At 67.1% G+C, this 21,508-nt stretch carries 21 protein-coding genes and 2 pseudogenes; 11 read left to right on the top strand and 12 right to left on the bottom strand.

Annotated features, from left to right (window positions below):
- Positions 1 to 515 precede the first annotated feature (515 nt).
- Positions 516 to 1,220 (top strand): response regulator transcription factor, encoded by a 705-nt coding sequence (locus tag A3OM_RS24870; RefSeq protein ID WP_085984291.1) that lies wholly within the window; start codon positions 516 to 518, stop codon positions 1,218 to 1,220.
- Positions 1,221 to 1,256: 36 nt separating this feature from the next.
- On the opposite strand, the gene A3OM_RS0122750 is transcribed toward A3OM_RS24870, so the two are convergent.
- From A3OM_RS0122750 to A3OM_RS0122740, 3 genes are read right to left on the bottom strand one after another with little or no spacing between them, the layout of a single operon-like run.
- On the bottom strand, positions 1,257 to 1,733 hold the full coding sequence (locus tag A3OM_RS0122750) for a secondary thiamine-phosphate synthase enzyme YjbQ (RefSeq protein WP_018046107.1): 477 nt from the start codon (positions 1,731 to 1,733) through the stop codon (positions 1,257 to 1,259).
- Positions 1,730 to 3,574: a cisplatin damage response ATP-dependent DNA ligase gene (locus tag A3OM_RS0122745; RefSeq protein ID WP_018046106.1), complete on the bottom strand. Its 1,845-nt coding sequence runs from the start codon at positions 3,572 to 3,574 to the stop codon at positions 1,730 to 1,732. The genes A3OM_RS0122750 and A3OM_RS0122745 overlap by 4 nt, the downstream gene beginning before the upstream one ends.
- Positions 3,571 to 4,638: a ligase-associated DNA damage response exonuclease gene (locus A3OM_RS0122740; protein ID WP_018046105.1), complete on the bottom strand. Its 1,068-nt coding sequence runs from the start codon at positions 4,636 to 4,638 to the stop codon at positions 3,571 to 3,573. The genes A3OM_RS0122745 and A3OM_RS0122740 overlap by 4 nt, the downstream gene beginning before the upstream one ends.
- A gap of 70 nt (positions 4,639 to 4,708) precedes the next feature.
- Between A3OM_RS0122740 and A3OM_RS0122735 the strand changes: the two genes are divergently transcribed.
- Together A3OM_RS0122735 and A3OM_RS0122730 are read left to right on the top strand one after the other, a co-directional pair.
- Complete coding sequence (locus tag A3OM_RS0122735; RefSeq protein WP_018046104.1) at positions 4,709 to 5,665, top strand: methyltransferase domain-containing protein; 957 nt, start codon at positions 4,709 to 4,711, stop codon at positions 5,663 to 5,665.
- 248 nt (positions 5,666 to 5,913) lie between these two features.
- Entirely contained in the window at positions 5,914 to 6,648 is a 735-nt protein-coding gene (locus A3OM_RS0122730) for a YoaK family protein (protein ID WP_018046103.1), read from the top strand.
- Between the two features lies 1 nt (position 6,649).
- Here A3OM_RS0122730 and arfB read toward each other — a convergent pair whose 3' ends face one another.
- The gene (arfB, locus tag A3OM_RS0122725) at positions 6,650 to 7,072 is read right to left on the bottom strand and encodes an alternative ribosome rescue aminoacyl-tRNA hydrolase ArfB (RefSeq protein WP_026176336.1); all 423 of its coding nucleotides are present in this window, start codon (positions 7,070 to 7,072) and stop codon (positions 6,650 to 6,652) included.
- 31 nt (positions 7,073 to 7,103) lie between these two features.
- Entirely contained in the window at positions 7,104 to 7,382 is a 279-nt protein-coding gene (locus tag A3OM_RS0122720; protein WP_018046101.1) for a BolA family protein, read from the bottom strand.
- Positions 7,383 to 7,522: 140 nt separating this feature from the next.
- Between A3OM_RS0122720 and A3OM_RS0122715 the strand changes: the two genes are divergently transcribed.
- The 6 genes and pseudogenes from A3OM_RS0122715 to A3OM_RS25530 form a co-directional block, all read left to right on the top strand.
- Positions 7,523 to 8,155: a DnaJ domain-containing protein gene (locus A3OM_RS0122715; RefSeq protein ID WP_018046100.1), complete on the top strand. Its 633-nt coding sequence runs from the start codon at positions 7,523 to 7,525 to the stop codon at positions 8,153 to 8,155.
- Positions 8,156 to 8,391: 236 nt separating this feature from the next.
- The gene (gene cobS, locus A3OM_RS0122710) at positions 8,392 to 9,375 is read left to right on the top strand and encodes a cobaltochelatase subunit CobS (protein WP_018046099.1); all 984 of its coding nucleotides are present in this window, start codon (positions 8,392 to 8,394) and stop codon (positions 9,373 to 9,375) included.
- 20 nt (positions 9,376 to 9,395) lie between these two features.
- On the top strand, positions 9,396 to 9,893 hold the full coding sequence (locus tag A3OM_RS0122705) for a DUF29 domain-containing protein (RefSeq protein ID WP_018046098.1): 498 nt from the start codon (positions 9,396 to 9,398) through the stop codon (positions 9,891 to 9,893).
- A gap of 8 nt (positions 9,894 to 9,901) precedes the next feature.
- A complete protein-coding gene (locus A3OM_RS0122700; protein ID WP_018046097.1) occupies positions 9,902 to 10,387 on the top strand; it encodes a DUF29 domain-containing protein in 486 nt (161 codons plus the stop codon).
- A gap of 7 nt (positions 10,388 to 10,394) precedes the next feature.
- Positions 10,395 to 12,296 carry a cobaltochelatase subunit CobT gene (cobT, locus tag A3OM_RS0122695; RefSeq protein WP_018046096.1) on the top strand — a complete coding sequence of 634 codons (1,902 nt, stop codon included), beginning with the start codon at positions 10,395 to 10,397 and terminating at the stop codon, positions 12,294 to 12,296.
- A 268-nt stretch (positions 12,297 to 12,564) separates the two neighbouring features.
- A pseudogene (locus A3OM_RS25530) lies at positions 12,565 to 13,081 on the top strand (transposase); the annotation flags it as partial.
- Positions 13,082 to 13,263: 182 nt separating this feature from the next.
- Here A3OM_RS25530 and A3OM_RS0122685 read toward each other — a convergent pair.
- The gene (locus tag A3OM_RS0122685) at positions 13,264 to 15,222 is read right to left on the bottom strand and encodes an autotransporter domain-containing protein (RefSeq protein WP_081612716.1); all 1,959 of its coding nucleotides are present in this window, start codon (positions 15,220 to 15,222) and stop codon (positions 13,264 to 13,266) included.
- Between the two features lie 348 nt (positions 15,223 to 15,570).
- On the opposite strand from A3OM_RS0122685, the pseudogene A3OM_RS25525 reads away from it, so the two are divergent.
- Positions 15,571 to 16,346 (top strand): annotated as a pseudogene (locus tag A3OM_RS25525) (IS5 family transposase).
- A gap of 6 nt (positions 16,347 to 16,352) precedes the next feature.
- Here the strand turns inward: A3OM_RS25525 and A3OM_RS0122675 are convergent.
- Together A3OM_RS0122675 and A3OM_RS0122670 are read right to left on the bottom strand one after the other, a co-directional pair.
- Positions 16,353 to 16,757: a limonene-1,2-epoxide hydrolase family protein gene (locus tag A3OM_RS0122675; protein WP_018046092.1), complete on the bottom strand. Its 405-nt coding sequence runs from the start codon at positions 16,755 to 16,757 to the stop codon at positions 16,353 to 16,355.
- 589 nt (positions 16,758 to 17,346) lie between these two features.
- Positions 17,347 to 18,099: an NAD(P)-binding domain-containing protein gene (locus A3OM_RS0122670; protein WP_018046091.1), complete on the bottom strand. Its 753-nt coding sequence runs from the start codon at positions 18,097 to 18,099 to the stop codon at positions 17,347 to 17,349.
- A 106-nt stretch (positions 18,100 to 18,205) separates the two neighbouring features.
- On the opposite strand from A3OM_RS0122670, the gene A3OM_RS0122665 reads away from it, so the two are divergent.
- Positions 18,206 to 18,592, top strand: coding sequence for a helix-turn-helix domain-containing protein (locus A3OM_RS0122665; RefSeq protein WP_018046090.1), 387 nt, complete (start codon positions 18,206 to 18,208; stop codon positions 18,590 to 18,592).
- A 122-nt stretch (positions 18,593 to 18,714) separates the two neighbouring features.
- Here the strand turns inward: A3OM_RS0122665 and A3OM_RS0122660 are convergent, their stop codons facing one another.
- The 4 genes from A3OM_RS0122660 to rpmB all read right to left on the bottom strand — a co-directional run bounded on the left by A3OM_RS0122660 (position 18,715) and on the right by rpmB (position 21,206).
- The gene (locus A3OM_RS0122660; RefSeq protein ID WP_018046089.1) at positions 18,715 to 19,275 is read right to left on the bottom strand and encodes a TetR/AcrR family transcriptional regulator; all 561 of its coding nucleotides are present in this window, start codon (positions 19,273 to 19,275) and stop codon (positions 18,715 to 18,717) included.
- Between the two features lie 7 nt (positions 19,276 to 19,282).
- On the bottom strand, positions 19,283 to 19,756 hold the full coding sequence (locus tag A3OM_RS0122655; RefSeq protein WP_018046088.1) for a nuclear transport factor 2 family protein: 474 nt from the start codon (positions 19,754 to 19,756) through the stop codon (positions 19,283 to 19,285).
- A gap of 73 nt (positions 19,757 to 19,829) precedes the next feature.
- Complete coding sequence (locus A3OM_RS0122650; RefSeq protein ID WP_018046087.1) at positions 19,830 to 20,759, bottom strand: AEC family transporter; 930 nt, start codon at positions 20,757 to 20,759, stop codon at positions 19,830 to 19,832.
- Between the two features lie 141 nt (positions 20,760 to 20,900).
- The gene (rpmB, locus tag A3OM_RS0122645) at positions 20,901 to 21,206 is read right to left on the bottom strand and encodes a 50S ribosomal protein L28 (protein ID WP_018046086.1); all 306 of its coding nucleotides are present in this window, start codon (positions 21,204 to 21,206) and stop codon (positions 20,901 to 20,903) included.
- Positions 21,207 to 21,508 lie beyond the last annotated feature (302 nt).

Here is a 21,508-nt window from a genome sequence, read left to right as displayed (position 1 = left end):
TATCCACCGGGGCACGTCGAGGTTTCGATCCGCGAGTAAGAGCGCCGCAAGGGGCGAATCTATCCGAAACGGATGCTTTGCCGGACTCCGGCGACATCGGGCTACACCAATTTCGACGGCACGAATGCCAGGAATTAGAGTTCCCATTTTTGCTTGTGACGCTCGATATTGTCGTGTTAGCTGACCGCAGCGAAATTCAATATTTGAAGGGCGCCGGGACATCAGTAGATTTATTAACATAGAATAATAACTTCGAACATTCTAAGTCCCATCGCCCGATACGGACGATTATTTCGGACTTGCTGAAGTACGAGTGAGTTTTGCCTCTTCGGCGCAAGGACGATCCTGCCAATCGAGCGGCGGCCCGATCCGTCGCTATCGGCAGAATGTTGCCACTGTCAGCGATTTACCAAATGCAATTTGGAGCAAGTCAGATGTCACTCAGTGTCACAGCCGCCTCCGAACCTCTCAAATCCGATTTCATTCCCAGCCTCATCGGCAGACCGGACGGTCGAATGCCTTCCCTTGCAAGCATACCCGCCATCATTATCGGGCCGCGCGGCCTGGAGCGCGACGGGCTCGTCGGAATATTAAATCAAAACGGTTATTCGATCCTCGACTCCATCGACGACATCTCCAACTTGAGCCCCGGACACCTGCCGGCCCTGGTCATCCTCACGGATTTCGGCCCGGAGCAGATGGAGGCGGCGCTGGTCCCGGTGGTGCAATCCCACTTTCCCCAGGCCCGGATCGTCGCCTTGACGGCCGAGACCGATCCGGCGGTGCCACGCTACCTGCTCCAGATGGGCATCCAGGCCTGCCTCAACCGGAGCGCGCAGCCGATCGCGCTGATCCGCTCGCTGAACGTGGTGATGGGCGGCAACATCGTGATCTCCATCGATGCCGCGTCTCACCTGACCGGCGGGGCGTACGGCTTCCCGAAGCCGTCCCTCGCGACGTTCCCGAAGACCGCCGACGCGTCCCCGGCGACGGTCTCGGATCTCTCCAACCGCGAGATCGAGGTGCTGGCCTGCCTGGCCACCGGGCATTCGAACAAGTCCATCGCGCGGGAATTGCGGATCTCCGAGGCGACCGTGAAGATCCACGTGAAGAACGTGCTGAGAAAGATCAACGTCAGCAACCGGACGCAGGCCGCGGTCTGGGTCTCGAAGCACGGAACGCCCAAGGTCGGTGCCCGGCGCAACGGGCGGACCGCCTGATCCGAACCGGCGGCGTGCCCGATGACGACACGCCGCCTACGCTCCAGCCACGTGCAGGACGATGTCGCGCCGATGCGGCCGGTCGCGGTGTTCGATGAGATAGATGCCCTGCCAGGTGCCGAGGACGAGCCGCCCGTCGGTGACGGGGATCGTGAGCCCCGAATCGGTCAGGAGGGTGCGGATATGGGCCGGCATGTCGTCGGGGCCTTCCGCCGCATGGATGTACCCGCCACCGGGGAGGCGCGGGGCGAGGCCGTCCAGCGCCGTCATCAGGTCGCTCCGCACGTCCGGGTCGGCATTCTCCTGGATCGTCAGGGAGGCCGAGGTATGCCGGCAGAACAGGGTGAGCAGGCCCTGCCCGATGCCGCTGCGCCGCAGGAAATCGGCCACGGACGCGGTGATGTCCGTGAATCCCTGGCCCGGCGTCGAGACGGTGACGCGGGCGCTCGCCTGGCGCCGGATCTCGCCCTCCCGGAAGCCTTCGATCCCGCCGATCCTGCCCGAACCTCTCATGGTGTCCCTCCCTCGATGACGGCTCCCGGCGCGATCTCGCGCTCGCCGCGGGCCAGGATGGTCTCCAGGGCCTCGATCCGGTCGGCCTCGGCGGCCGGCTTGTCCCAGCGGATGCGATGGACGCGGGGGAAGCGCATGGCGACGCCGGATTTGTGCCGGGTGGAGCGCTGCACCCCTTCGAAGGCGATCTCCAGAACCAGCCCCTCGTCGATTCCGTAGGCCACCTCGCGCACCGGGCCGAAGCGCTTGGTCGTGTTGTTGCGGACGTAGCGGTCGAGCTTGGCCAGCTCCGCATCGGTGAAGCCGTGATAGGCCTTGCCCACCGGCACCAGTTCCCGGCCGCCCTCCGGCCGCTCGCGCCAGACCCCGAAGGTATAGTCCGAGTAGAAGGACGAGCGTTTGCCGTGGCCGCGCTGGGCATACATCATCACCGCGTCCACGAGATGCGGCTCGCGCTTCCACTTCCACCACGGCCCCTTGGGGCGGCCGGGGAGATAGGGGCTGTCGCGCAGCTTCAGCATCACCCCCTCGATGGCGTCGGCATCCTCGCCCGCCCCCACAGAGGCCGGGTCGGCACGGGCCTCGGCGAGATCGTCCCAGGTGGTGAAGGTCACGAGCGGCGAGAGGTCGATGCGGGCATGATCCAGCGCGGCGACGAACCCCTCCAGCCGGGCGCGGCGGGTCGCGAAGGGCAGCGGGCGCAAATCCTCGCCCTCCGCGGTGAGGAGGTCGTAGGCCCGCACATGGGCCGGGAATTCCTCCAGCAGCTTGGGCGTCACCGCCTTCCGGTTGAGGCGCTGCTGCAGCACGTTGAAGCTCTGAACGCGACTCTCCCGCAGGATCAGCAATTCCCCGTCGACGGTGCCGGAAAAAGTGATCGCCTCGGCGAGATCGGGGAAGGCATGCGTGATGTCCTCGCCGGTGCGCGAATAGACCCGCGCCACCTGCTCCCCGGCCTCGTCGCGCCCGCCCGAGAGCTGGACGCGGATGCCGTCCCATTTCCACTCGCCCGAGAAGGCGGCCGGGTCGAGTTTTTCGAAGTCCGTTTCCTCGTCGATGGGATGGGACAGCATCGGCGGGCGGAACGGCGCCGGGTTGAGGGTGGTGGGGCGCTCACCCCTCCCCTCGACCCAGGCGAACAGGCCGAGATAGGGCGGCTCCAGCCCGTGCCAGACCTCCTCCACCGCATCGGCCTCGTGGCCACCGAGCGCCCCCACCGCCGTCTTGGCGAGGCGGGCCGAGACGCCCACGCGCAGAGCCCCGGTGATGAGCTTCAACAGTGCCCAGCGCCCGGTCTCGTCGAGGGCATCGAGCCAGCCGGCGATATGGGCCGGCAGGTCGGATTTCTTCACGGTGGCGAGGGTCTGCACGACCTCGGCGAGGGTCGGGATGTGAGGCGGTGGGTTGTTGTGGCCCGGACCGGCCGCTGTTGCATCCCCTCCCCCCTCTGCGGGGGAGGGTGCCTGCGGAGCAGGCGGGAGAGGGGACGACCTTTCCGGAGATGGCGCTCCCCTCTCCCGACCCTCGCTCACGCGAGGGCCACCCTCCCCCGCAGAGGGGGGAGGGTTTTGAGACGGCCAGATCAGCGCGGTGGTCTCGGCGAGATCGCCCACATAATTGTGCGAGAGGGTGAACAGCACCGGGTCGACCCGCGCCTCCACCAGCCCGCGGATCATCGCCGGCTTGGCCTCGCGGAAGCTGAGGTTGCCGGTCATGGCGGCGAGCGCCCAGCCCCGCTCCGGGTCGGGGGCATGGGCGAAGTAATCCTGCAGCAGGCGCAGCTTGGCGTTGCGGCGGGGCTCGTAGGCGAGGCGGTCGAGGAGATGGGCGAAGTCGTTCATGCCACGGCCTCGTCCGAAACCGCCGCAGGCTCCTCCAATGACGCCACAGGCTCGCCCTCGCCGTCGTCGCCATAGCCCAGCATGTGCAGCGGCTTGGCCTTGATCCCTTGCGTCCCGCACCAATGCACCAGGGCGTCCTCCTGCCCGTGGGTGACCCAGACCTCCCCCGCCCCGGTCTCGCGGATCGTGCGGCACAGGTCCGGCCAGTCGGAATGGTCGGAGATGACGAGGGGGAGTTCGGCGCCCTTCTGCCGGGCACGTGCCCGCACCCGCATCCAGCCGGAAGCAAAGGAGGTGACGGGATCGGGGAATTTGCGCGACCACACGTCCTGGATCGCCGAGGGCGGGCAGAGCACGATGGCCCCGTGGAGTTTTCCGCGCTCCGCAGCGACGACCTTCGGCGTCTCCCCGAGCGGGATGCCCTCGCGCTTGTAGAGTTCGGTCAATTTCTCCATGGCGCCGTGGAGATGGATCGGTTCGTCGTATCCGGCCTCCCGCAGCAGGGCCATGACCCGCTGCGCCTTGCCGAGCGCGTAGGCGCCGACGATGTGGGCGCGCTCGGGGAACAGGGCGACCGAGTCGAGAAGCTTCTTCACCTCGTCCTTCGTGTCGGGCATCCGGAACACCGGCAGGCCGAAGGTCGCCTCGGTGATGAAGACATCGCAGGGGACGACCTCGAAGGGCAGGCAGGTCGGGTCGTAGGCGCGCTTGTAATCGCCCGACACCACCACCCGGACGCCCTGCGCCTGAATCGCGATCTGGGCCGAGCCGAGGACGTGGCCGGCGGGCGCGAAGCGCACGGTGACGTCGCCGATGCGGATCTCCTCGCCGAGCACCGCCTCCTGGCGCGTCTGACAGAAATCCTCGCCGTAGCGCACGGCCATGATCCGCAGGGTCTGGCCCGTGGCCAGCACCTGGCCGTGGCCGGACCGGGCATGGTCGGCATGGCCGTGGGTGATGAGCGCGCGCGGCACCGGCCAGGTCGGGTCCACGTGGAATCCACCCAGCGGGCAATACAGCCCCTCGCGGGTCAGGGTCAGGAGGTCGCTCGCACTCAGGCTCATGCGGGGGGCCGAACTGCGAAGGGCCGAACATGGGGATGGCGGATCATGCGACGTGATATAGGGCGCTTGCATGAACCCGCGAGCGCAGACGTCACTTCAGAACAGTTCGGGCGATCTCCTCGCCGACCGGCGCTACGCCTATGCGGAGGCCTGCCTCGTGGAGGGCGACGCGCAGGGGGCGGCCGAGATGGCCGAGCAGGCCCTCGAGATCGCGCCGCGTTACGCCGCCGCCTGGTTCCTCCTCGGGAGGGCACGGGAAGCGCGCCACCTCGCCACGGCGGATCCCGGCGACCACCACGCCGCGCTCAGGGCCTATGGCAACGCCCTCGATCTCGATCCGCACGACGAACTCGGCGCGCGGCTGCGCCTCGTCCAGATCGGCCAGGGCGACGCCCTCGGCTCGATCTCGCCGGCCTATATCCGCGCCCTGTTCGACGGCTACGCCCCGCGTTTCGAGCGCCACCTCGTGAACGACCTGCAGTATCGCGGGCCGGAACTCCTGGTTGAGGCCCTCGACGCCCTGGACGCGGCGCCGGAGAGCTTCGGCGACGTGCTCGACCTCGGCTGCGGCACCGGCCTGATGGGCGAGGCGCTGGCCGGCCGGACCCGGACCCTCACGGGGATCGACGTCTCCCCCGGCATGCTGGCGCAGGCCGCCCGGCGCAAGCGCTACGACCGTCTGGTGGAGGGGGATCTCACCCGCCTTCTCGCGGAGGAGCCCTCGGACAGTGCCGACCTCGTCGTGGCGGCAGACGTCTTCATCTATGTGGGCGGCCTCACGCGGGTGATGGCGGACGCAGCGCGCATCCTGCGGCCCTCGGGCCTCGTCGCCTTCACGGTGCAGTGGCATTCCGAGGGCGGCCTCGTCCTCGGCGCCGATGCCCGCTACGCCCATGGCGAGCGCTATCTCCGGCAGGTGGCGGACGAGGCGGGTTTCGACCTCGCGCGCCTCGAACCGGCGGCGATCCGCCGCGAACGCGGGATCGACGTCGAGGGACGGGTGGCGGTGCTGCGTCCCAGACCCTGAGGCACCCCGAAGGCCTGAGCGAAGGTCGCGCTGGCATGCCAATGCGAGCCGTTCCGAGGCTGGCGCGCCGTAATCCCGATTGTGCACGATTGGGTTGAACCGAACCCTCTCGTCATGTGTTGCACGGCACGGCACTCCCCAAGCCCTGCCCATCGGGCGGACGCCAGCGGTTCCTCCGTGGCGCCCGATCGGTAAGGTCGGGCCTCGCTCAGTCCGATCCGTTCTTCCGAAGGAGCCTGTGCAGACGCATGGCCGACAAGACCGACAAGTCGTTTCCCGCCAGCCCGACGACGCGCATCCCCTTCGCCCTCGCCCTGTCGGCGCTGGCCGGCTGCGCCGATTCCATCGGCTTCCTCGAATTCTCACAGCTCTTCATGTCGTTCATGAGCGGCAACACCACCCGCTTCGGCGTCTCGGTGAGCAAGTTCGATTGGGAGAGCACGGCGCGGGTCAGCTCGGTCATCGTCATGTTCTGCTTCGGCGCCTTCGCGGGCACGCTGATCGCGGCATGGGTCGGGCGCTGGCGGCTCTCGGTGATGCTGCTGCTCCAGGCCGTGCTCCTCGCCATCGGCCTCGTCATGCCCTACGGCACCTTCTCCTGGCCGCTGCACGTCTATCCCATCGTCATCGCGCTCGGCCTCCAGAACGCCACGCTGCAGGACGAGGCCGGGCGCAGCCTCGCCCTCACCTATGTCACGGGCGCGGTGGTGCGCTTCGGGACCGGGCTCGCCAACCTCCTGATGGGCAAGGTCGCGCCCTCGTTCTGGATCCAGGCCCCCCTCTGGGGTGCCCTGAGCACCGGCGCGGTGACCGGCGGCTTCCTCCAGACCCATTACGGCGAGGATGCCTTCCTGTTCCCGGCGGCCCTCGCGGCGCTCCTCGCTCTCGTGGCCATCGCGCTCACCGTCCTGAAGCCCGGCAGCGCCTATGTCACCGGCGCCGAGGAATACCATCCGCCGGACGCAAGGGGACCGGTGAAGTAACTCAATCGCCCCCGCCGTCGCTGCGCAGGCGCTTGGTGGCGCCGCGGCGGGATTTCTCGTCGAGGCGGCGCTTCTTCGAGGCGAGGGTCGGGCGCGTGGCCCGGCGCGGCGTCGGCGGCACCGCCGCCTCGGCGACGAGGGCGGCGAGGCGCTCGCGCGCATCGGCCCGGTTGCGGTCCTGCGTCCGGAACTGCTGGGCCATGATGACGATGACGCCGTCGAGCGTCAGCCGCCGCCCGGCGAGGCGCATCAGGCGCACCGCCACGGCGTCGGGCAGGGATTGCGAGCGCCGCGCATCGAAGCGGAGCTGCACCGCCGTGGAGAGCTTGTTGACGTTCTGCCCCCCCGGCCCCGAGGCGCGCACGAAGGTCTCTTCGAGTTCCGCCTCGTCGATGGCGAGATGCGGGGTGCATTGCAGGGCCATCGCCACCATCTTCCTCGTATGCCGGAGCCGTTCAGGCGGCCTCGGACGGCGCCTTCGCCTTGACCGCGAGGGCGTGGAGCCCGCGCTTGAACGCCTCGTCGAGGACGCCGTTCACGATGCGGTGGCGATCGACTCGGCTCTTCCCCTCGAAGGCGGCGGAGACGATCTCCACCCGGAAATGCGTCTCCCCCTCGGGCCGCGCGCCCGAATGGCCCGCATGGAGGTGAGATTCGTCCACCACCGCCAGGGCCTGCGGCGCCAGTTGCGCGTCGAGCGCTCCGGTGATCCAATCCTTGAGCGTGCCGGCCATCGTGTCCTCGTCTTTCCGTCGCTTCGTTCCCGTCCCGTAGGCGCCTGGAGGCTTCGGGGTCGTCAACCCCCGATCTCCGCATGCGTCATCAGGCCCGCCGCCCTTGTGTCTCGGACACGCCCTCTCATAATCGCCCCACCATGGATCTCAACTCGCGCCTGTTCGACAGCATCCGCATCAAGCGAAAGCCCACCTGCGACGAGGCCAAGGCCGCGTCCCAGACGGGCTGCGAGACCCCCGGCTGCACCAATGCCGGGCTCTACCGCGCTCCCAAGGGCCGCAAGGCGGAAGGCCAGTACTGGCGCTTCTGCATCGACCACGTGCGCGCCTACAACGCCACCTACAACTACTTCGACGGCATGAACGACGCCGCCGTCCAGGCCTACCAGAAGGACGCCGTGATCGGGCACCGCCCGACCTGGGCGATGGGCGTGAACCCGGCGACGCGGGCGGCCGGCGCGAAAACGGGCGAGCCGAAGCGCGACTGGGCCTATGTCGACCCGCTCGACATCCTGCGCAGCGAAGGCGTCGGCGAGACCTCGCGGCGGGCCAAGCCCGAGCCGAGCCGGCCGCGCCTCACGGTGGCCGCCCTGAAGGCCCTCGACGTGCTGGGCCTCGACGAGAACGCGGACACCGCCGCCATCAAGGCGCAGTACAAGGTATTGGTGAAGCGCTTCCACCCCGACGCCAATGGTGGTGACCGCTCGTTCGAGGAGCGCCTGCGCGACATCATCCGCGCCCACGACACCCTGCGCGCCGCCGGCCTGTGCTGAACAGGTTGCCGCGAACCGGCACGATCGATGCAGCGTTTTTCGAAATCTCGTGCGGCGTGAGGCGGCAATCCGCGCGGGAGGCCCTATATCGAGTCCTCGCACCCCTTGGCGTCCGCCGACGCAGCCCCTTACAAGGTGGCATTCCACGTCCTGCCCCGCGCGGGAACCGGCAATGCCCACCGTGATAGATCCCGCGAGCCCGGTCCATGCCGGAGCCCGCCCCGACGAGGTCCCGTATGCTCTCTGACGACACCCCCGCCTCGCTGCCCGACCGGACCGTCTCCGTCCGCGAGGCCTTCGGCATCGATCTCGACCTCCAGGTGCCGGCCTTCTCGCAGAGCGAGGAGCACGTTCCCGATCTCGACCCGGATTACATCTTCGACCGCGAGACCACCCTGGCGATCCTGGCGGGCTTCGCCCGCAACCGCCGCGTCATGGTCACCGGCTATCACGGCACCGGCAAGTCGACCCATATCGAGCAGGTCGCCGCCCGCCTGAACTGGCCCTGCATCCGGATCAACCTCGACAGCCACGTCTCCCGTATCGACCTCGTCGGCAAGGACGCGATCGTGCTGAAGGACGGCAAGCAGATCACCGCCTTCCAGGACGGCATCCTGCCCTGGGCGCTGCAGAACAACGTGGCGCTGGTCTTCGACGAATACGATGCCGGCCGCCCGGACGTGATGTTCGTGATCCAGCGCGTGCTCGAAGTCTCCGGCCGCCTGACGCTCCTCGACCAGAAGCGGGTGATCCGCCCCCATCCGGCCTTCCGCCTGTTCGCCACCGCCAACACGGTGGGGCTGGGCGACACGTCCGGCCTCTATCACGGCACCCAGCAGATCAACCAGGGCCAGATGGACCGCTGGTCCATCGTGACGACGCTGAACTACCTCGCCCATGACCGCGAGGTGGACATCGTCCTGTCGAAGGCGCTGCATTACCAGCGCGACGGCGGGCGCGACATCGTCAGCCGCATGGTCCGCGTGGCCGACCTGACCCGCAACGCCTTCATGAACGGCGACCTCTCCACCGTCATGAGCCCGCGCACGGTGATCACCTGGGCCGAGAACGCCGACATCTTCCAGGATATCGGCTTCGCCTTCCGGGTGACCTTCCTCAACAAGTGCGACGAGCTGGAGCGCACCCTGGTGGCGGAGTTCTACCAGCGCGCCTTCGGCAAGGAGCTGCCCGAGAGCGCGATGAACGTGGCGCTGAGCTGAGGATCGACGCGGAGGACGCGATGGCCGAACCGGCCTTGAAGGGCGAACCGACCGAAGGCGCGACCTCCCGCTCGGGCCGGACGCGCTACGAGGACGACCTCTACACCTGGGTTCAGGAGCAGGTCGCCCTGCTCCGGGCCGGGCGGGTCGATGCGCTCGACGTCGAACACATCGCCGAGGAGCTGGAAGGGTTGTCGAAGAGCGAGTTCGCCAAGCTCCAGAGCGCCCTGCGCGTCCTCGTCATGCACATGCTGAAATGGGATCAGCAGCCGGAGCACCGCACGCCGAGCTGGATCTTCTCGATCCGTGAGCAGCGGCGGCGCTACGCCCGGATCTTGTCGAGCAATCCGGGGCTGAAGCCTCGCATCGACGAGGCCCTGGGCGACGCCTACCCGGACGCGCGCGACTGGGCCGCCGACGAGACCCATCTGCCGCCGGATGAGTTTCCCGCGGAATGCCCCTACGGCTGGGACGACATCCTGGACCGGCCCTTCGATTTCGATTCCGTGAAGCGATAGGCCGATCGATGTCGATCCTGAGCCACAAAGCGGAGAGCCCAAGCCCCGCCGTCCCGCGGTCGTCCCGCCATGAGGACGATCTCTATGGTTGGGTGCAGGAGCAGGTCGCTCTGCTGCGGGCGGGCGCCGTCGCATCCCTCGATCTCGACAACATCGCCGAGGAACTGAGTGACGTGGGCGCCGAGCAGTACAATAAGCTGGAAAGCGCGCTCGAAGTCCTGCTGATGCATCTGCTGAAATGGGACCACCAGCCCGAACGGCGCAGCCGAAGCTGGGCGTTGACGGTCACCGAGCAGCGCAAACGCATCGAGAAGCTCCTTCGCAAGAATCCCGGATTGACGCCGCGCATTTCCGAAGCGGTGGAGGACGGCTTCGATCTCGGACGCGTCCGCGCAGCGCGAGAGATGAAGCGCGATCTCGATACGTTGCCGACCCCCTGCCCCTACGACTGGACCGCGATCATGACCCGCGTGGTCTCCTTGGACAGCGACTGAACCCAGCATGGCCATCTCGAACCGCAAAGCCGGCGAACGCCGGGAGCCCATCGCCGAACCGCTGAAGCGCTCGGTGGCCGGATGCCTGCGCGCCATCGCCAAGCGCTCCGAGATCGAGGTGGTCTATGCCAGCGACCGGCCGGCGCTCACCGGCGACAAGGCGCGCCTGCCCGAGCCGCCGCGCAAGCTGACGCCGGAGGATGTGGCGATCCTGCGCGGCAACGCCGATTCGATGGCGCTGCGCCTCGGCTGCCACGATGTGGCCGTCCATCGCCGCCTCGCCCCGGAGAATGCCGGTGCGCGCGCCGTGTTCGATGCCGTCGAGCAGGCCCGCGTGGAGGCCATCGGCTCACGCCGGATGGCCGGCGTCGCCTCGAACCTCACGGCCATGCTGGAGGACCGCTATCATCGCGGCGGCAAGTACGAGGACATCACCGACCGGGCCGATGCCCCGATGGAGGATGCCGTCGCCCTGATGGTGCGCGAGCGCCTGACCGGGGAAGCCCCGCCCAAGGCCGCGCGCAAGATCGTCGAGTTGTGGCGCTCGCATATCGAGGAGAAGGCCGGTCCCAGCCTTGATGGCCTCATCGGCAATCTCGAGAACCAGCGCTCCTTCGCCCGCTCCGTGCGCGAGTTGCTGTCCTCCCTCGACATGGCGGACGAGACGCCGCTGGACCCCGAGGACGACGACAACGAGGACGAGAACGAAGGGCAGGACGACGAGCAGACCCCGAGCGAGGGCGAGGCCGAGGAGCAGTCCCAGGGCGATAAGTCCGAGATGGAGACCTCCGAGGAAGCCTCGGACGAGTTGCAGGACGGCGCCACGGAAGCCGCCGACGCGCCCTCCGGCGAGCTGCCGGACGAGTCCGAGAACGCCGAATCCGAGGAGGCCTCCGAGGCCAAGCGTCCGCCCAACAACCGGCCCGTCGAGCCGCGCGGCCCCGAATACAAGGTGTTCAACCCGCGCTTCGACGAGATGATCGACGCCGAGGACCTGTGCGACGCCGAAGAGCTCGCGCGCCTGCGCACCTATCTCGACAAGCAGCTCGCCCATCTCCAGGGCGTGGTCGGGCGCCTCGCCAACCGGCTGCAGCGCCGGTTGCTGGCGCAGCAGAACCGGGCCTGGGAATTCGACCTCGAAGAGGGCCAGCTCGATCCCGCCCGCCTCGTGCGGGTAATGACCGACCCGTTCCAGCCGCTCTCGTTCAAGCGCGAGAAGGACACCAACTTTCGCGACACGGTGGTGACGCTGCTGCTGGACAATTCCGGCTCCATGCGCGGCCGGCCTATCACGGTGGCGGCCACCTGCGCCGACATCCTGGCGCGGACCTTGGAGCGCTGCGGCGTGAAGGTGGAGATCCTGGGCTTCACCACCCGCGCCTGGAAGGGTGGCCAGTCGCGCGAGGCGTGGCTGGCGGCGGGCAAGCCGAACGCGCCGGGCCGCCTCAACGACCTGCGCCACATCGTCTACAAGTCGGCGGATGCGCCGTGGCGCCGGGCGCGAAAAAACCTCGGGCTGATGATGCGCGAGGGTCTGCTCAAGGAGAATATCGACGGCGAGGCCCTGGACTGGGCGCATAAGCGCCTGCTCGCGCGGCCCGAACAGCGTAAGATCCTGATGGTGATCTCGGACGGCGCGCCCGTCGACGATTCGACCCTCTCGGTCAATCCGGGCAATTATCTCGAGCGCCACCTGCGCTGGATGATCGAGGACATCGAGACCCGCTCACCGGTCGAACTCCTCGCCATCGGCATCGGCCACGACGTGACGCGCTACTACCGCCGCGCCGTCACCATCATCGATGCCGAGGAGCTCGGCGGGGCGATGACGGAGAAGCTGGCGGAGCTGTTCGAGGAGGATGCCGGTGGCGGCGTCCCCATGCGCAGGGCAGCGGGCGGGCGGCGCTGACCATCCTCGTCCGACGGGTGAAGCCGCTGTCATGGGGTAGGCATCGCCCCTCGGAAGGCCTTGGAGTATCCGTTTCCACGCGACCGGATGGAGCAGAAGGTGCGAGCGGTCCGGGTGGCTTTGCGATCTTCAGCTTGCCAGCGGCGGATGCATCGATGCGGACGTCACCGAACGCTCGCTCACGAATTCCGGCGAGCGGTATCGATCACGCCGTTTGGAGCGCCTGACGGAACGGCACCGAGGCTGCCGAACGGCTGATCGAGCCGGAGGTGGGCGGCCTCTAACCGGGGCGGCCCACGGCGAGAAGAGCGCCGAGCGGTCGGTCCAGCGCAACGGCTATCGCGACCGGCATTGGCAGACGCGCCGGCACGGTCGAGCTGCGCCTTCCGAAGCTGCGCAAGGGCTCCTAGATCCCGGCCTTCCTGGAGCCGCGCCGGATGGCCGAGCCCTTCGACAGGCTCAGGATGAAGGCGGTCGGCGTGAACGGCGATGGTCGCAGGGAAGCGCTCGGCCTGGATGTCGGCCCGTCGAAGGCCGAGACGCATCGGACCGCGTTCCTGCGCAAGCCGGCCCGGCGCGGCCTGCGCGGGGTCAAGCTGGTGAACTCGGACGCGCACGAGGGCATCACAGCCTCAGTGGCCAAGGTGACGAACGCGACCTGGCAAGGCTGCCGCGTCGACTTCATGAGGACCGTCCTGGCCCATGCCGGCCGCTCGGGCCACCGGGTGGTGTCAGCCTTCATCGCCACGGCATTCGCCCAAGACAATGCGGAGGCGGCCCGTCAGTAAACGCGGCGGGTCGCCGATCAACTCCGGCCCAAGCCGGTGATCGTGGTGGCTCTCAGCGAGCTACACCACGCAAGGGGACACGACCGTTCCGTTAGGCGCTCTGAGTGGATGCGCCCGCAATCTCGCCGCGAAGCCCGTCTCCGCGACTCGGTGCAACCCGGAAACGCTCCGGAACACTCTCAGAACCGGTAACGCAGGCCGGCACTGAGCGTGGCATCGTCGCCGCCGGACCGGGCGAAGCTGGTCGAGCCGGTGAGCACCCCGCTCAGGCCGTTGCCGAGGTCGAGATTGAGACCGCCCGCGAGCCGGCCGTAGACGTCGTTCCCCTGCCGCCCGGTCTCGGTTCGGATCAGCAGGTTGGGCGCGTAGGTCTGGAACGAGGTCACGGTGCGCACGCCATTCAGCACGTCGTGCTGCGCCGTCACGGTCACGAACGGGCTGGCGAGGCCTCCCCAGAGCGGGAGCGTGGAGCGGATCTGGACGCCGCCGCCGGCCGACAGGCCTTCGAGATCCTGCCGTTGCGTGCCGATCGCCAGCAGCATATCGCCCCGCTCGCGGTAGGCATCCACGCTGACATGGGCATAGGCGACTTCGCCCACCGGTCCCACTTTGAAAGAGCCGAAGTCGAACAAGTAGCCCACGCGTCCGGCCGCCGTCACCGTTTCGCCGGAGGGCGCGGCGCTCAGCCGGTCCCCCATGGCGCCGGGGCGGTCGAGCGTGAAGATGTTGCGTCCGTAGGTAACCACCGCATCCGCGAAGACGTCGGGAAACGACAGCGAGGCGAAGCCGGCCCCCTGGACGCTGTCCATGTCGATCCGACCGTTGGTCGGGCCGCGCAGGTCGACGCTGGTGTTGAGGTAGTTGAAGGCGGCACCCAGCACCAGGTTCGGAGTGGCCTGATACAGGATGCCGGCCGTGACACCGCCGAAATCGGCGCTGAAGCTGTTGCCGAGGCTGCCGCCGGACCGGTTCTGTGCCGTGCGGTCGACGTTGAGGTAGGTGCCGAGGGCGAAGACCGACAGGGGACTGCCGACCTGAACCGGGATCATCACCGGCGGGGCGGGGCGGCCCGGCAGATCGGCGGCGTAGGTGGCCGGCACGGACATCGCCATGTTGCGGCGGCGCTCGGCGCTCAGGAAGTCGATGAGGGTCGAGGAAAAGGCAAGGCCGGCGCTCTGGCCGAGTTCGCCCTGGGGGCCGATCGTCAGCGGGGCATTGATCTGATTGGCCAGGAAGGCCGCGATGATCTGGTTGGTGCGACCGCTGCTATGGATCCCATCCGGCGAGATGTGCTGGTTCGCGAGGGCGCCGTTGTTGTCGATGCCCCGAGCCGCGCAGGCGGGAACCGACGAGCAGGGCGTGTTCGCGTCCGCACCGAATCCGAAAGCGGTCGGGTTGGCACGCAGGCGGTCGATCAGGGTCGCGACATCGAAATAATGGATGTTCAGGCCGGCGGCGGAGAGGGGTGCGAGAGCACCGGGCAGGACGCCGTTGACCGCGAGCGCCACGTCGTTGCCCGCGAGGGGAACCCGGAATCCGCCGAGATTGGCCTCGAAGCGATCCACCCTCTGGTTGAACACCACGAAGGTGCGTCCCCCCGCGCCGGCGAGCCGGTTGATGGCCGTGACCGTGTTGCCGACGATGGCCGTGACGGTCTCGGCCTTCTGCTGGTCCGAGCCGAACTGGACGGGGGTGATGTCGTTGTAGCCGATCCAGACGTTCAGGAGATCGCGCGGTCCGAATCGCCCGAAGCGCGCCAGCGCCTGATCGACCTGATCCGGCAAGCCCCATGCGAAGGTGGGCGAGTTGAGGGGTGTCGGAGCCTGACGGACCGATTCCGCGCCGCCCACGGCGAAATCCGCGTTGGCATCGTAGGGAGTTCCGATCAGGCGCGGCACGACCTCGAAGAAGACCGGCCCGTTCGACCAGAGGCCGCGTTCGTATACGCGCGTGCCGAACGCGCTCTGCAGATTTTCGGGTGGGCTGAACCCGTTGGACTCCCGTGGGATGCGGCCATTGTCGGTCAGGCTGTCGCCGAAGCCGAAATATCGGGTGTGATACCCTTGCTGGGCTTGTGCGCCCGAGGCGGCAACGAGGGCCGAGGTCACCAAAAGTGCATAGCCGAGTTGTCTTGTCATGACAGTTCGCTCCCCAGTTTTGTGTTTGGCAACGCCAAATATGGGCAGCACCCAACTTCGAAGGCCTCGCTATTGTGCATAGTTTTATCAGAATAGGAGACCGATAGACGAACTATTTATCAATGTTGCATTATTATTACATTATTTCATAAGCAGTTTCCCGCATGTGCATCTGATGCGGTCCTGACCTCCGGGAGCCGTGGCTGATCAGTCGGAGGGGATTTCGTCTCTGAGTGTTTCCGTCGTCTTGGGCTCTTTTGACAAAGCGGACGCCACTTCGTCGCAAGAACCCTCTAAGAGCGCCTGACGGAACGGCACCGAGGCGGATGTCGAGCGTTGGTGGGGAAGGTGAGACCGCTTCTCCCCGATGATCTCTGGGATGAGTTCGCTCCGTTCCTCCCACCGCCTCGGCCCCGTCCCAATGGGGGCGTCTTCCGATCGGGGATCGGGCCACACTGACGGGCACCCTGTTCGTGCTGCGGTCGGGGCTGCCGGCGGAGTGGGCTGCGGCTCCGGCATGAGATGCTGGCGGCGGCTGCGGGATTGGCAAGCGGCGGGCGTATGGAGTCGCCTGCATCACATCCTGCTGGAGCGCCTCCACGCAGCGGGTGAGATCGACTGGAGCCGGGCTTGCCTGGACAAGGCGTCTGTCCCGGCCAAAAAGGGAGGCCTGCCACCGGCCCGAACCGGTGGACCGGGGCGAGCCGGGCCGGAAGCCGCCACCTCGTCACCGACGCGTGAAGCACATCGCTCGGCTTCGGCCTGAGTGCGGCCAAGCGATCCGACAGCGTGATGATGGCGACGACCCTCAATGCCATCCCGTCTCTGCGGGGCGGCCGCGACGCCGCCCGGGGACATTGCGCGCCGACAAAGCCTCCAATGCCAAGCCCCGCCGCCAGGGGGGCCGGGCGGGGGACCGTGCCGCGCATCATGCGTAAGGGCATCGAGAGCAGCGAGACGCGCGGTCGTCACCGATGGGGCGTGGTGCGCACCCATGCCGGGTTCAACCGCTTCCGCCGCCTCCGCTAAGAGCGACGCGCGGAACCGAAGAATCGCGAAGCTATGGCTACGAGGCCTTTACCGGCCTCGCAGCCATTCTCAAACAGACCAAACGGCTCTGTTAGGCGCTCTTAGTTGGCCGGCTTGGCCAATCCCGCCTGAAATCCGGCGGTGTCGAAATAGTCCGACCAGCGCGTGATCTTGCCGTCCGTGTCCACTTCGAGAATTCCCATCAGGGGAATGGTGGCCAGCAGATTGCCCGACGCATCGTACATGTAATCGATCCGTTCAGTCAGAACCTTGTTGCCGACGGCGGCAATGGCAAGCACTTCGAACTTCATCGTTGCCATTCCGAAGTTGACAGCGATCTGGTCTATAAGCGCAATCGCTTGGTCCACCCCCTCGGTCTTCGCGAATCCAACATTGTCCCAGACGGTCGAGGGCGTGAACCAACGACGGTAAGCAGCGGCAATGCCGTTCGTATCCGCGTCCAGAGCGGCCATGAACTCACTGACGACAGTAAGAGCATCATGCATATCAGCCTCCTATACCAAAAGAGTTGGATTTGAACCGGTTGTTCAGAACACGTCGTTGAGTGATTAATTCGCCGCCTGATGATCGCCGCTCGAACGATCTCGCTGCGCGCGCCAATCGATTCAGATTGTCCAATCGTGCATCGCTGGCATCGTGGGGTCAGGCGAATCTAATCTTTGGAATTCAACGCATTTCAGCGTTAAATTGTCTTCTCTTTGTCTTCAGGAAACAAGAAAGCGTACGGGAGGTCAGCGACGACATTATAATCAGGTTCGTCTCGAGACCCTTCCGTTCGCGACAGACTTTCTCGCGACTCCGCGCGCGGATGGCCTCGTTCAGGAGGTTCGGGTCGGTTGTCCCCTCACCCGTGACCAGCGCAGCTTCGCGCTGGAGCGCTCACCGCCGAAGTGGATGCCGGTTCGGCGAAAAAGAGCGCGGCAAAACAAACGCCTGGAGCTGCCCCCGACCCAACGTGGTCGGGCACAGCTCTAGCGCCCGTGGACGTCGTCACGGCGCCCGCTCGCCACCTTTAGGTGGCTGCCGATGTCGAGGCTTCGCACGGTCACGGCGAAAGCCTCGACATCAGAGATATTACAGGAATACCGCGCGGGCTACGCGGACGAAATGCTCCGCATCCAGCATAACGGGTGACGTGCCGCCCATCATGCGCTCGATGACGACGGAGATCACGAGGTCACGCCGGGCGGGCAAGCGCGCGGCTTCGGCCGCCGCAAGAGCGGCCGGCATCTGGTCGCGACTGAGATCCGTGCAGTAACAGGGCGCGCCGCCCTGCTGACGCCACGATTCGGCAAGCGAGCCGGCATCCACCGCGTCGAGGCCGGTGTCTTCCACCAGCGTCATGGCGACGGCGCGCTCCCGCTCGCTATTGCCGGCGACCGGAATGGCGATGCGGTCGGGATCGCCCGCAGGCTTGCCCTTCGTCGCCAGGGATCCGGCCCCGATGGCGTTCCACGCTTTCGCAACCGGCCGGCCCAACTGTGCCGAGACCCATTCGCTCTCGACCTGCCCTTCGTTCAGGGCCGCGATCTGCCCGTCGCGCATCGGATAGTAATTCGAGGTGTCGATGATGACGGTGTCCGCATTGGCCTTGGCCATCAGGGGTGCCAGGGCCGGAATACCTTGGAGCGGGATAGAGAGGATCAGCGCGTCGACGTCGACGACGGCGTCCGCGGTGGTGACGGCGCGGGCGCCCGTCGACAGCACGTCGGCCCCGATGGTCTCCGGTCCGCGTGAGTTGGCGACCTTGACCTCGTGTCCGGCGGCGCTGAGCTTCGTGGCCAAGGTCTTGCCGATGTTTCCGATGCCGATGATGCCGATCTTCATGGTTCAGTTCCTAACTTTTGTCGGTTGCGACACAGCGGGAACTAAAGGTAGGTTGCTATATCCGCAAGAACCCACTAAAAAGTGTGTACCCCACCTGGAGGTAAGTATGAACGCGGAGCGCGAATGGCGTTGCGACGACCCGGAGCAGCAGCGCATATGGGCGGCTGCGACCAGCGAGACCCTGCGGGTGCTGGAGGGCAAGTGGAAGATCGTCATCATCGTCCAGCTCTTCGCCGCGAAGGTGCCGCTTCGGTTCTCGGAGCTGGAAAAACGGATCGAGGGCGTGAACCAGAAGATGCTGATCCAGCAGCTCAAAGAGCTGGAGAAGGACGGCATCGTCACCCGGACGGTCTACCCGCAGGTGCCGCCAAAGGTCGAATATGCGCTCAGCCCGATCGGGATCGCCCTCGAGCCGTCCCTCGAGGCACTGATCGAATGGGCCTTCACACGCCGGGAGGCGATGGGCCTCGCACCCGAGGATGTCGCCAGCTGATGGAGTCGGCGCATCGACGGGCGTCGGCTCGGCGATGAGATGGGTCCATTGATCGTTTTAGAACCGGGTCGCCCCCGCCGATGACCGCCGCTCCCTAGCTGGCATACCCGATCGGAAGTCGCCTATCGGGACATCAAGCGCGTCTCCAACCGTCCCAGCATCCGCCCGAACACGGCCGGATCGTCGAGGGCGCGGGCGAGGACAAGGCCGCCCTGGATCGTCAGGACGGCGTCTTCGGACAACGATTCCGCCTCGGCGGCCGGGCGACCGGCGCGGAGGAGCGCCTGCGCCAGGGCCTCGCGCCAATCCCGGAAGTAGCCGGCGATCCGGTCCGCGAACCCGTCGCGTCCCTCGGTGAGGGCGAAGGCGCCCACGAGGCAGACCCTCCGGCCGGAGCGGAAATAGGCATCCGTCTCCGACAGCATGAGCCGGATCGCCGCCCGTGGATCGGGATCGTCGCGCAGCGGCGCGTAGACCGTCTCCTCGAACCACGCGCCGATGGCGGCGAGGACGGCCTCGGCCATCTCGGCCTTGCCGCCGGGAAAGGCGTGATAGAGGCTGCCCTTGCCCAAGCCGGTCCGGGCACCGATGAGGGCGAGGCTCGCGCCCTCGTAGCCGTACTCGCGAAAGACCTCGGCGATGGCGGGCAGCGCATCCTCCCGCGCCCCCGGCTTCTTCGTCATGGTTAGGTCAGAGCCCGAGATCGGTGAGGCCGGGATGATCCTCCGGGCGCGGCGCGCTGCGGTCCCAGTGGAACTTGCGCTCCGATTCGGAGATCGCGAGGTCGTTGATGCTGGCATGCCGCAGCCGCATCAGGCCATGGGCATCGAACTCCCAGTTCTCGTTGCCGTAGGCCCGGAACCAGTCGCCGGCCGCATCGTGGAATTCGTAGGCGAAGCGCACGGCGATGCGGTCGTCGGTGAAGGCCCAGATCTCCTTGATGAGCCGGTATTCGTACTCCTTCGCCCATTTGCGGGTAAGGAACGCGACGATGGCCGGACGGCCCGAGAAGAATTCCGACCGGTTCCGCCAGCGGCTGTCCGCCGTGTAGGCCAGCGAGACTTTTTCGGGGTTGCAGCCGTTCCAGCCGTTCTCGGCGGCGCGGACCTTCTGGATCGCGGTGTCACGGGTGAAGGGGGGCAGCGGCGGGCGGGATTCGGACATGGGCTCGGGCTCCTGCGCTTGTCTGTACCGATCGGTACAAATACTGCCCGCGCCGGTCAAGGCGTCGAATGTCTCAGCGGTGTCCGAGGATCGCCAGCCAAGCCACGGTGGTGGCCACAGCGAGCAGGGTCGAGAGCATGACGGCGGCGGCGATCAACCCCGTCTCGGCCTTGTAGCGGACGGCCAGCAGGTAGGAGTTGATCCCCACGGGCATCGCCGCGAACAGGGTGGCGACCCCGGCATAGGCCGGCGGCATGGTGAAGACGTGGAAGGCCAGGACCCAGACCGCCAGCGGATGCAGGACGAGTTTCAGGCTCGTCACCACCATGGCGCCGGGCAGGTCGTGCAACACCCGGTAGCGCACGAGGCCGGCGCCGAGCGCGATCAGCGCGCAGGTGGAGGCGGTGCCGGCCAGCGCATCCACCAGCGACTTGACCATGCCGCCGGGCGCGAGCCCGAAGCTTCTCAGGACGAGACCGAGCATCAGCGACAGGAAGATCGGGTTGCGGAAGAGGACGAGGCCGAGCCCCTTCACCCGCTGGAGGACCGATCGCTGCCCATCCGATTCGATGAGGAAGGTGGCGCAGCCCATCATCAGCGGCAGGTGGACGGCGAGCAGCATGAAGAGCGGGAAGGCGCCCGCGTCGCCATAGGCCTGCAGGATCATCGGAACACCGATGAAGATGGTGTTCGACTGGCTCGCCGCGAATCCGTGCAGGATCGCCCCCGTCCGCCCGACGCCCTCGCGGCGCAGGCCGATCAGCGAGCCGACGAGCCAGGACAGGCCGGCGCCGCCGAAATAGCTGAACCAGTACGACCAAGTGACCTCGCCGGTGAGACCCGGCCGCGTCAGCGTCGCGATGATGAGCGCCGGCACCGCGATGGCGAAGACGTATTCGGAGAGGCCGTCGCTGACCTTCTCCGACAGGAACCCGGCGAGCGCCGCGACCCAGCCGATGAGGATCAGTCCGAAGATCGGGGCGATGAGCGAGAGCACGGTCATCGGAGGGAGCCGAGAGCAGAGAGGGTGGAATCAACGCGAACGGCCGCCGCATGCACAAAGCATGCGGCGGCCGTTCGAAATCAGAATGAGACGTCGAGCGTGATCGAAGCGGGCTCTCGCCGGCGCTTCGATATCGCAGCCTCAGGCGGCGGCCGGGGTCTCGACTTCGGCGAGCTTCTTGTGGAGCTCGCGCTTGATCAGACGGGCCGTCTGCGACAGCTCGATCTCACGGGCCTTGATGAGGAAGGCATCGAGGCCGCCGCGGTGCTCCACCGAGCGCAGGGCATGGGCCGTGACGCGCAGGCGAACCCGACGCTTCAGAGCGTCCGACTGCAGCGTGACCTGGCACAGGTTCGGCAGGAACCGGCACTTGGTCTTACGGTTCGAGTGGCTCACGAGGTGGCCGGTCTGCACGGCTTTGCCCGTGAGTTCGCAACGGCGCGACATTGTTCTAATTCCCGTCTCGTTCCGCGTCAGACCAGGCGATGGCGGAAGGCCGGTCGCAATGCGCCACGGGCCTCACGCACGCCAGAACCGATCGAGCGGCGTCTCATTGAAGGCGCGAGCCTATAGGGGAGCGGCAGGGTATCCGTCAAGGGCGGAGCCGAGTTTTGCCCATGAGAAAGGCCGTACTCCGAGGCCGACGCCGTGGCATTCACGAGGCTCGCGCCGCGCCGTCCATACGATGTGTTAACCACGAGCGGAGACGATGGCGGAACAATGCCGCCCGGTCTCTTCCGCCGCACGGC

This window comes from Methylobacterium sp. 88A, from assembly GCF_000376345.1.
In the GTDB taxonomy this organism is placed as follows: Bacteria; Pseudomonadota; Alphaproteobacteria; order Rhizobiales; family Beijerinckiaceae; genus Methylobacterium; species Methylobacterium bullatum.
The sequence above is the reverse complement of the archived record's forward strand: the minus strand, read 5'-3'. Positions and strand labels throughout refer to the sequence as shown.

Coding starts and splice junctions, on each gene's coding strand:
- A3OM_RS24870 (WP_085984291.1), top strand. CDS start 516: ATGCCTTCCCTTGCAAGCATACCCGCCATCATTATCGGGCCGCGCGGC.
- A3OM_RS0122750 (WP_018046107.1), bottom strand. CDS start 1,733: ATGAGAGGTTCGGGCAGGATCGGCGGGATCGAAGGCTTCCGGGAGGGC.
- A3OM_RS0122745 (WP_018046106.1), bottom strand. CDS start 3,574: ATGAACGACTTCGCCCATCTCCTCGACCGCCTCGCCTACGAGCCCCGC.
- A3OM_RS0122740 (WP_018046105.1), bottom strand. CDS start 4,638: ATGAGCCTGAGTGCGAGCGACCTCCTGACCCTGACCCGCGAGGGGCTG.
- A3OM_RS0122735 (WP_018046104.1), top strand. CDS start 4,709: ATGAACCCGCGAGCGCAGACGTCACTTCAGAACAGTTCGGGCGATCTC.
- A3OM_RS0122730 (WP_018046103.1), top strand. CDS start 5,914: ATGGCCGACAAGACCGACAAGTCGTTTCCCGCCAGCCCGACGACGCGC.
- arfB (WP_026176336.1), bottom strand. CDS start 7,072: ATGGCCCTGCAATGCACCCCGCATCTCGCCATCGACGAGGCGGAACTC.
- A3OM_RS0122720 (WP_018046101.1), bottom strand. CDS start 7,382: ATGGCCGGCACGCTCAAGGATTGGATCACCGGAGCGCTCGACGCGCAA.
- A3OM_RS0122715 (WP_018046100.1), top strand. CDS start 7,523: ATGGATCTCAACTCGCGCCTGTTCGACAGCATCCGCATCAAGCGAAAG.
- cobS (WP_018046099.1), top strand. CDS start 8,392: ATGCTCTCTGACGACACCCCCGCCTCGCTGCCCGACCGGACCGTCTCC.
- A3OM_RS0122705 (WP_018046098.1), top strand. CDS start 9,396: ATGGCCGAACCGGCCTTGAAGGGCGAACCGACCGAAGGCGCGACCTCC.
- A3OM_RS0122700 (WP_018046097.1), top strand. CDS start 9,902: ATGTCGATCCTGAGCCACAAAGCGGAGAGCCCAAGCCCCGCCGTCCCG.
- cobT (WP_018046096.1), top strand. CDS start 10,395: ATGGCCATCTCGAACCGCAAAGCCGGCGAACGCCGGGAGCCCATCGCC.
- A3OM_RS0122685 (WP_081612716.1), bottom strand. CDS start 15,222: ATGACAAGACAACTCGGCTATGCACTTTTGGTGACCTCGGCCCTCGTT.
- A3OM_RS0122675 (WP_018046092.1), bottom strand. CDS start 16,757: ATGCATGATGCTCTTACTGTCGTCAGTGAGTTCATGGCCGCTCTGGAC.
- A3OM_RS0122670 (WP_018046091.1), bottom strand. CDS start 18,099: ATGAAGATCGGCATCATCGGCATCGGAAACATCGGCAAGACCTTGGCC.
- A3OM_RS0122665 (WP_018046090.1), top strand. CDS start 18,206: ATGAACGCGGAGCGCGAATGGCGTTGCGACGACCCGGAGCAGCAGCGC.
- A3OM_RS0122660 (WP_018046089.1), bottom strand. CDS start 19,275: ATGACGAAGAAGCCGGGGGCGCGGGAGGATGCGCTGCCCGCCATCGCC.
- A3OM_RS0122655 (WP_018046088.1), bottom strand. CDS start 19,756: ATGTCCGAATCCCGCCCGCCGCTGCCCCCCTTCACCCGTGACACCGCG.
- A3OM_RS0122650 (WP_018046087.1), bottom strand. CDS start 20,759: ATGACCGTGCTCTCGCTCATCGCCCCGATCTTCGGACTGATCCTCATC.
- rpmB (WP_018046086.1), bottom strand. CDS start 21,206: ATGTCGCGCCGTTGCGAACTCACGGGCAAAGCCGTGCAGACCGGCCAC.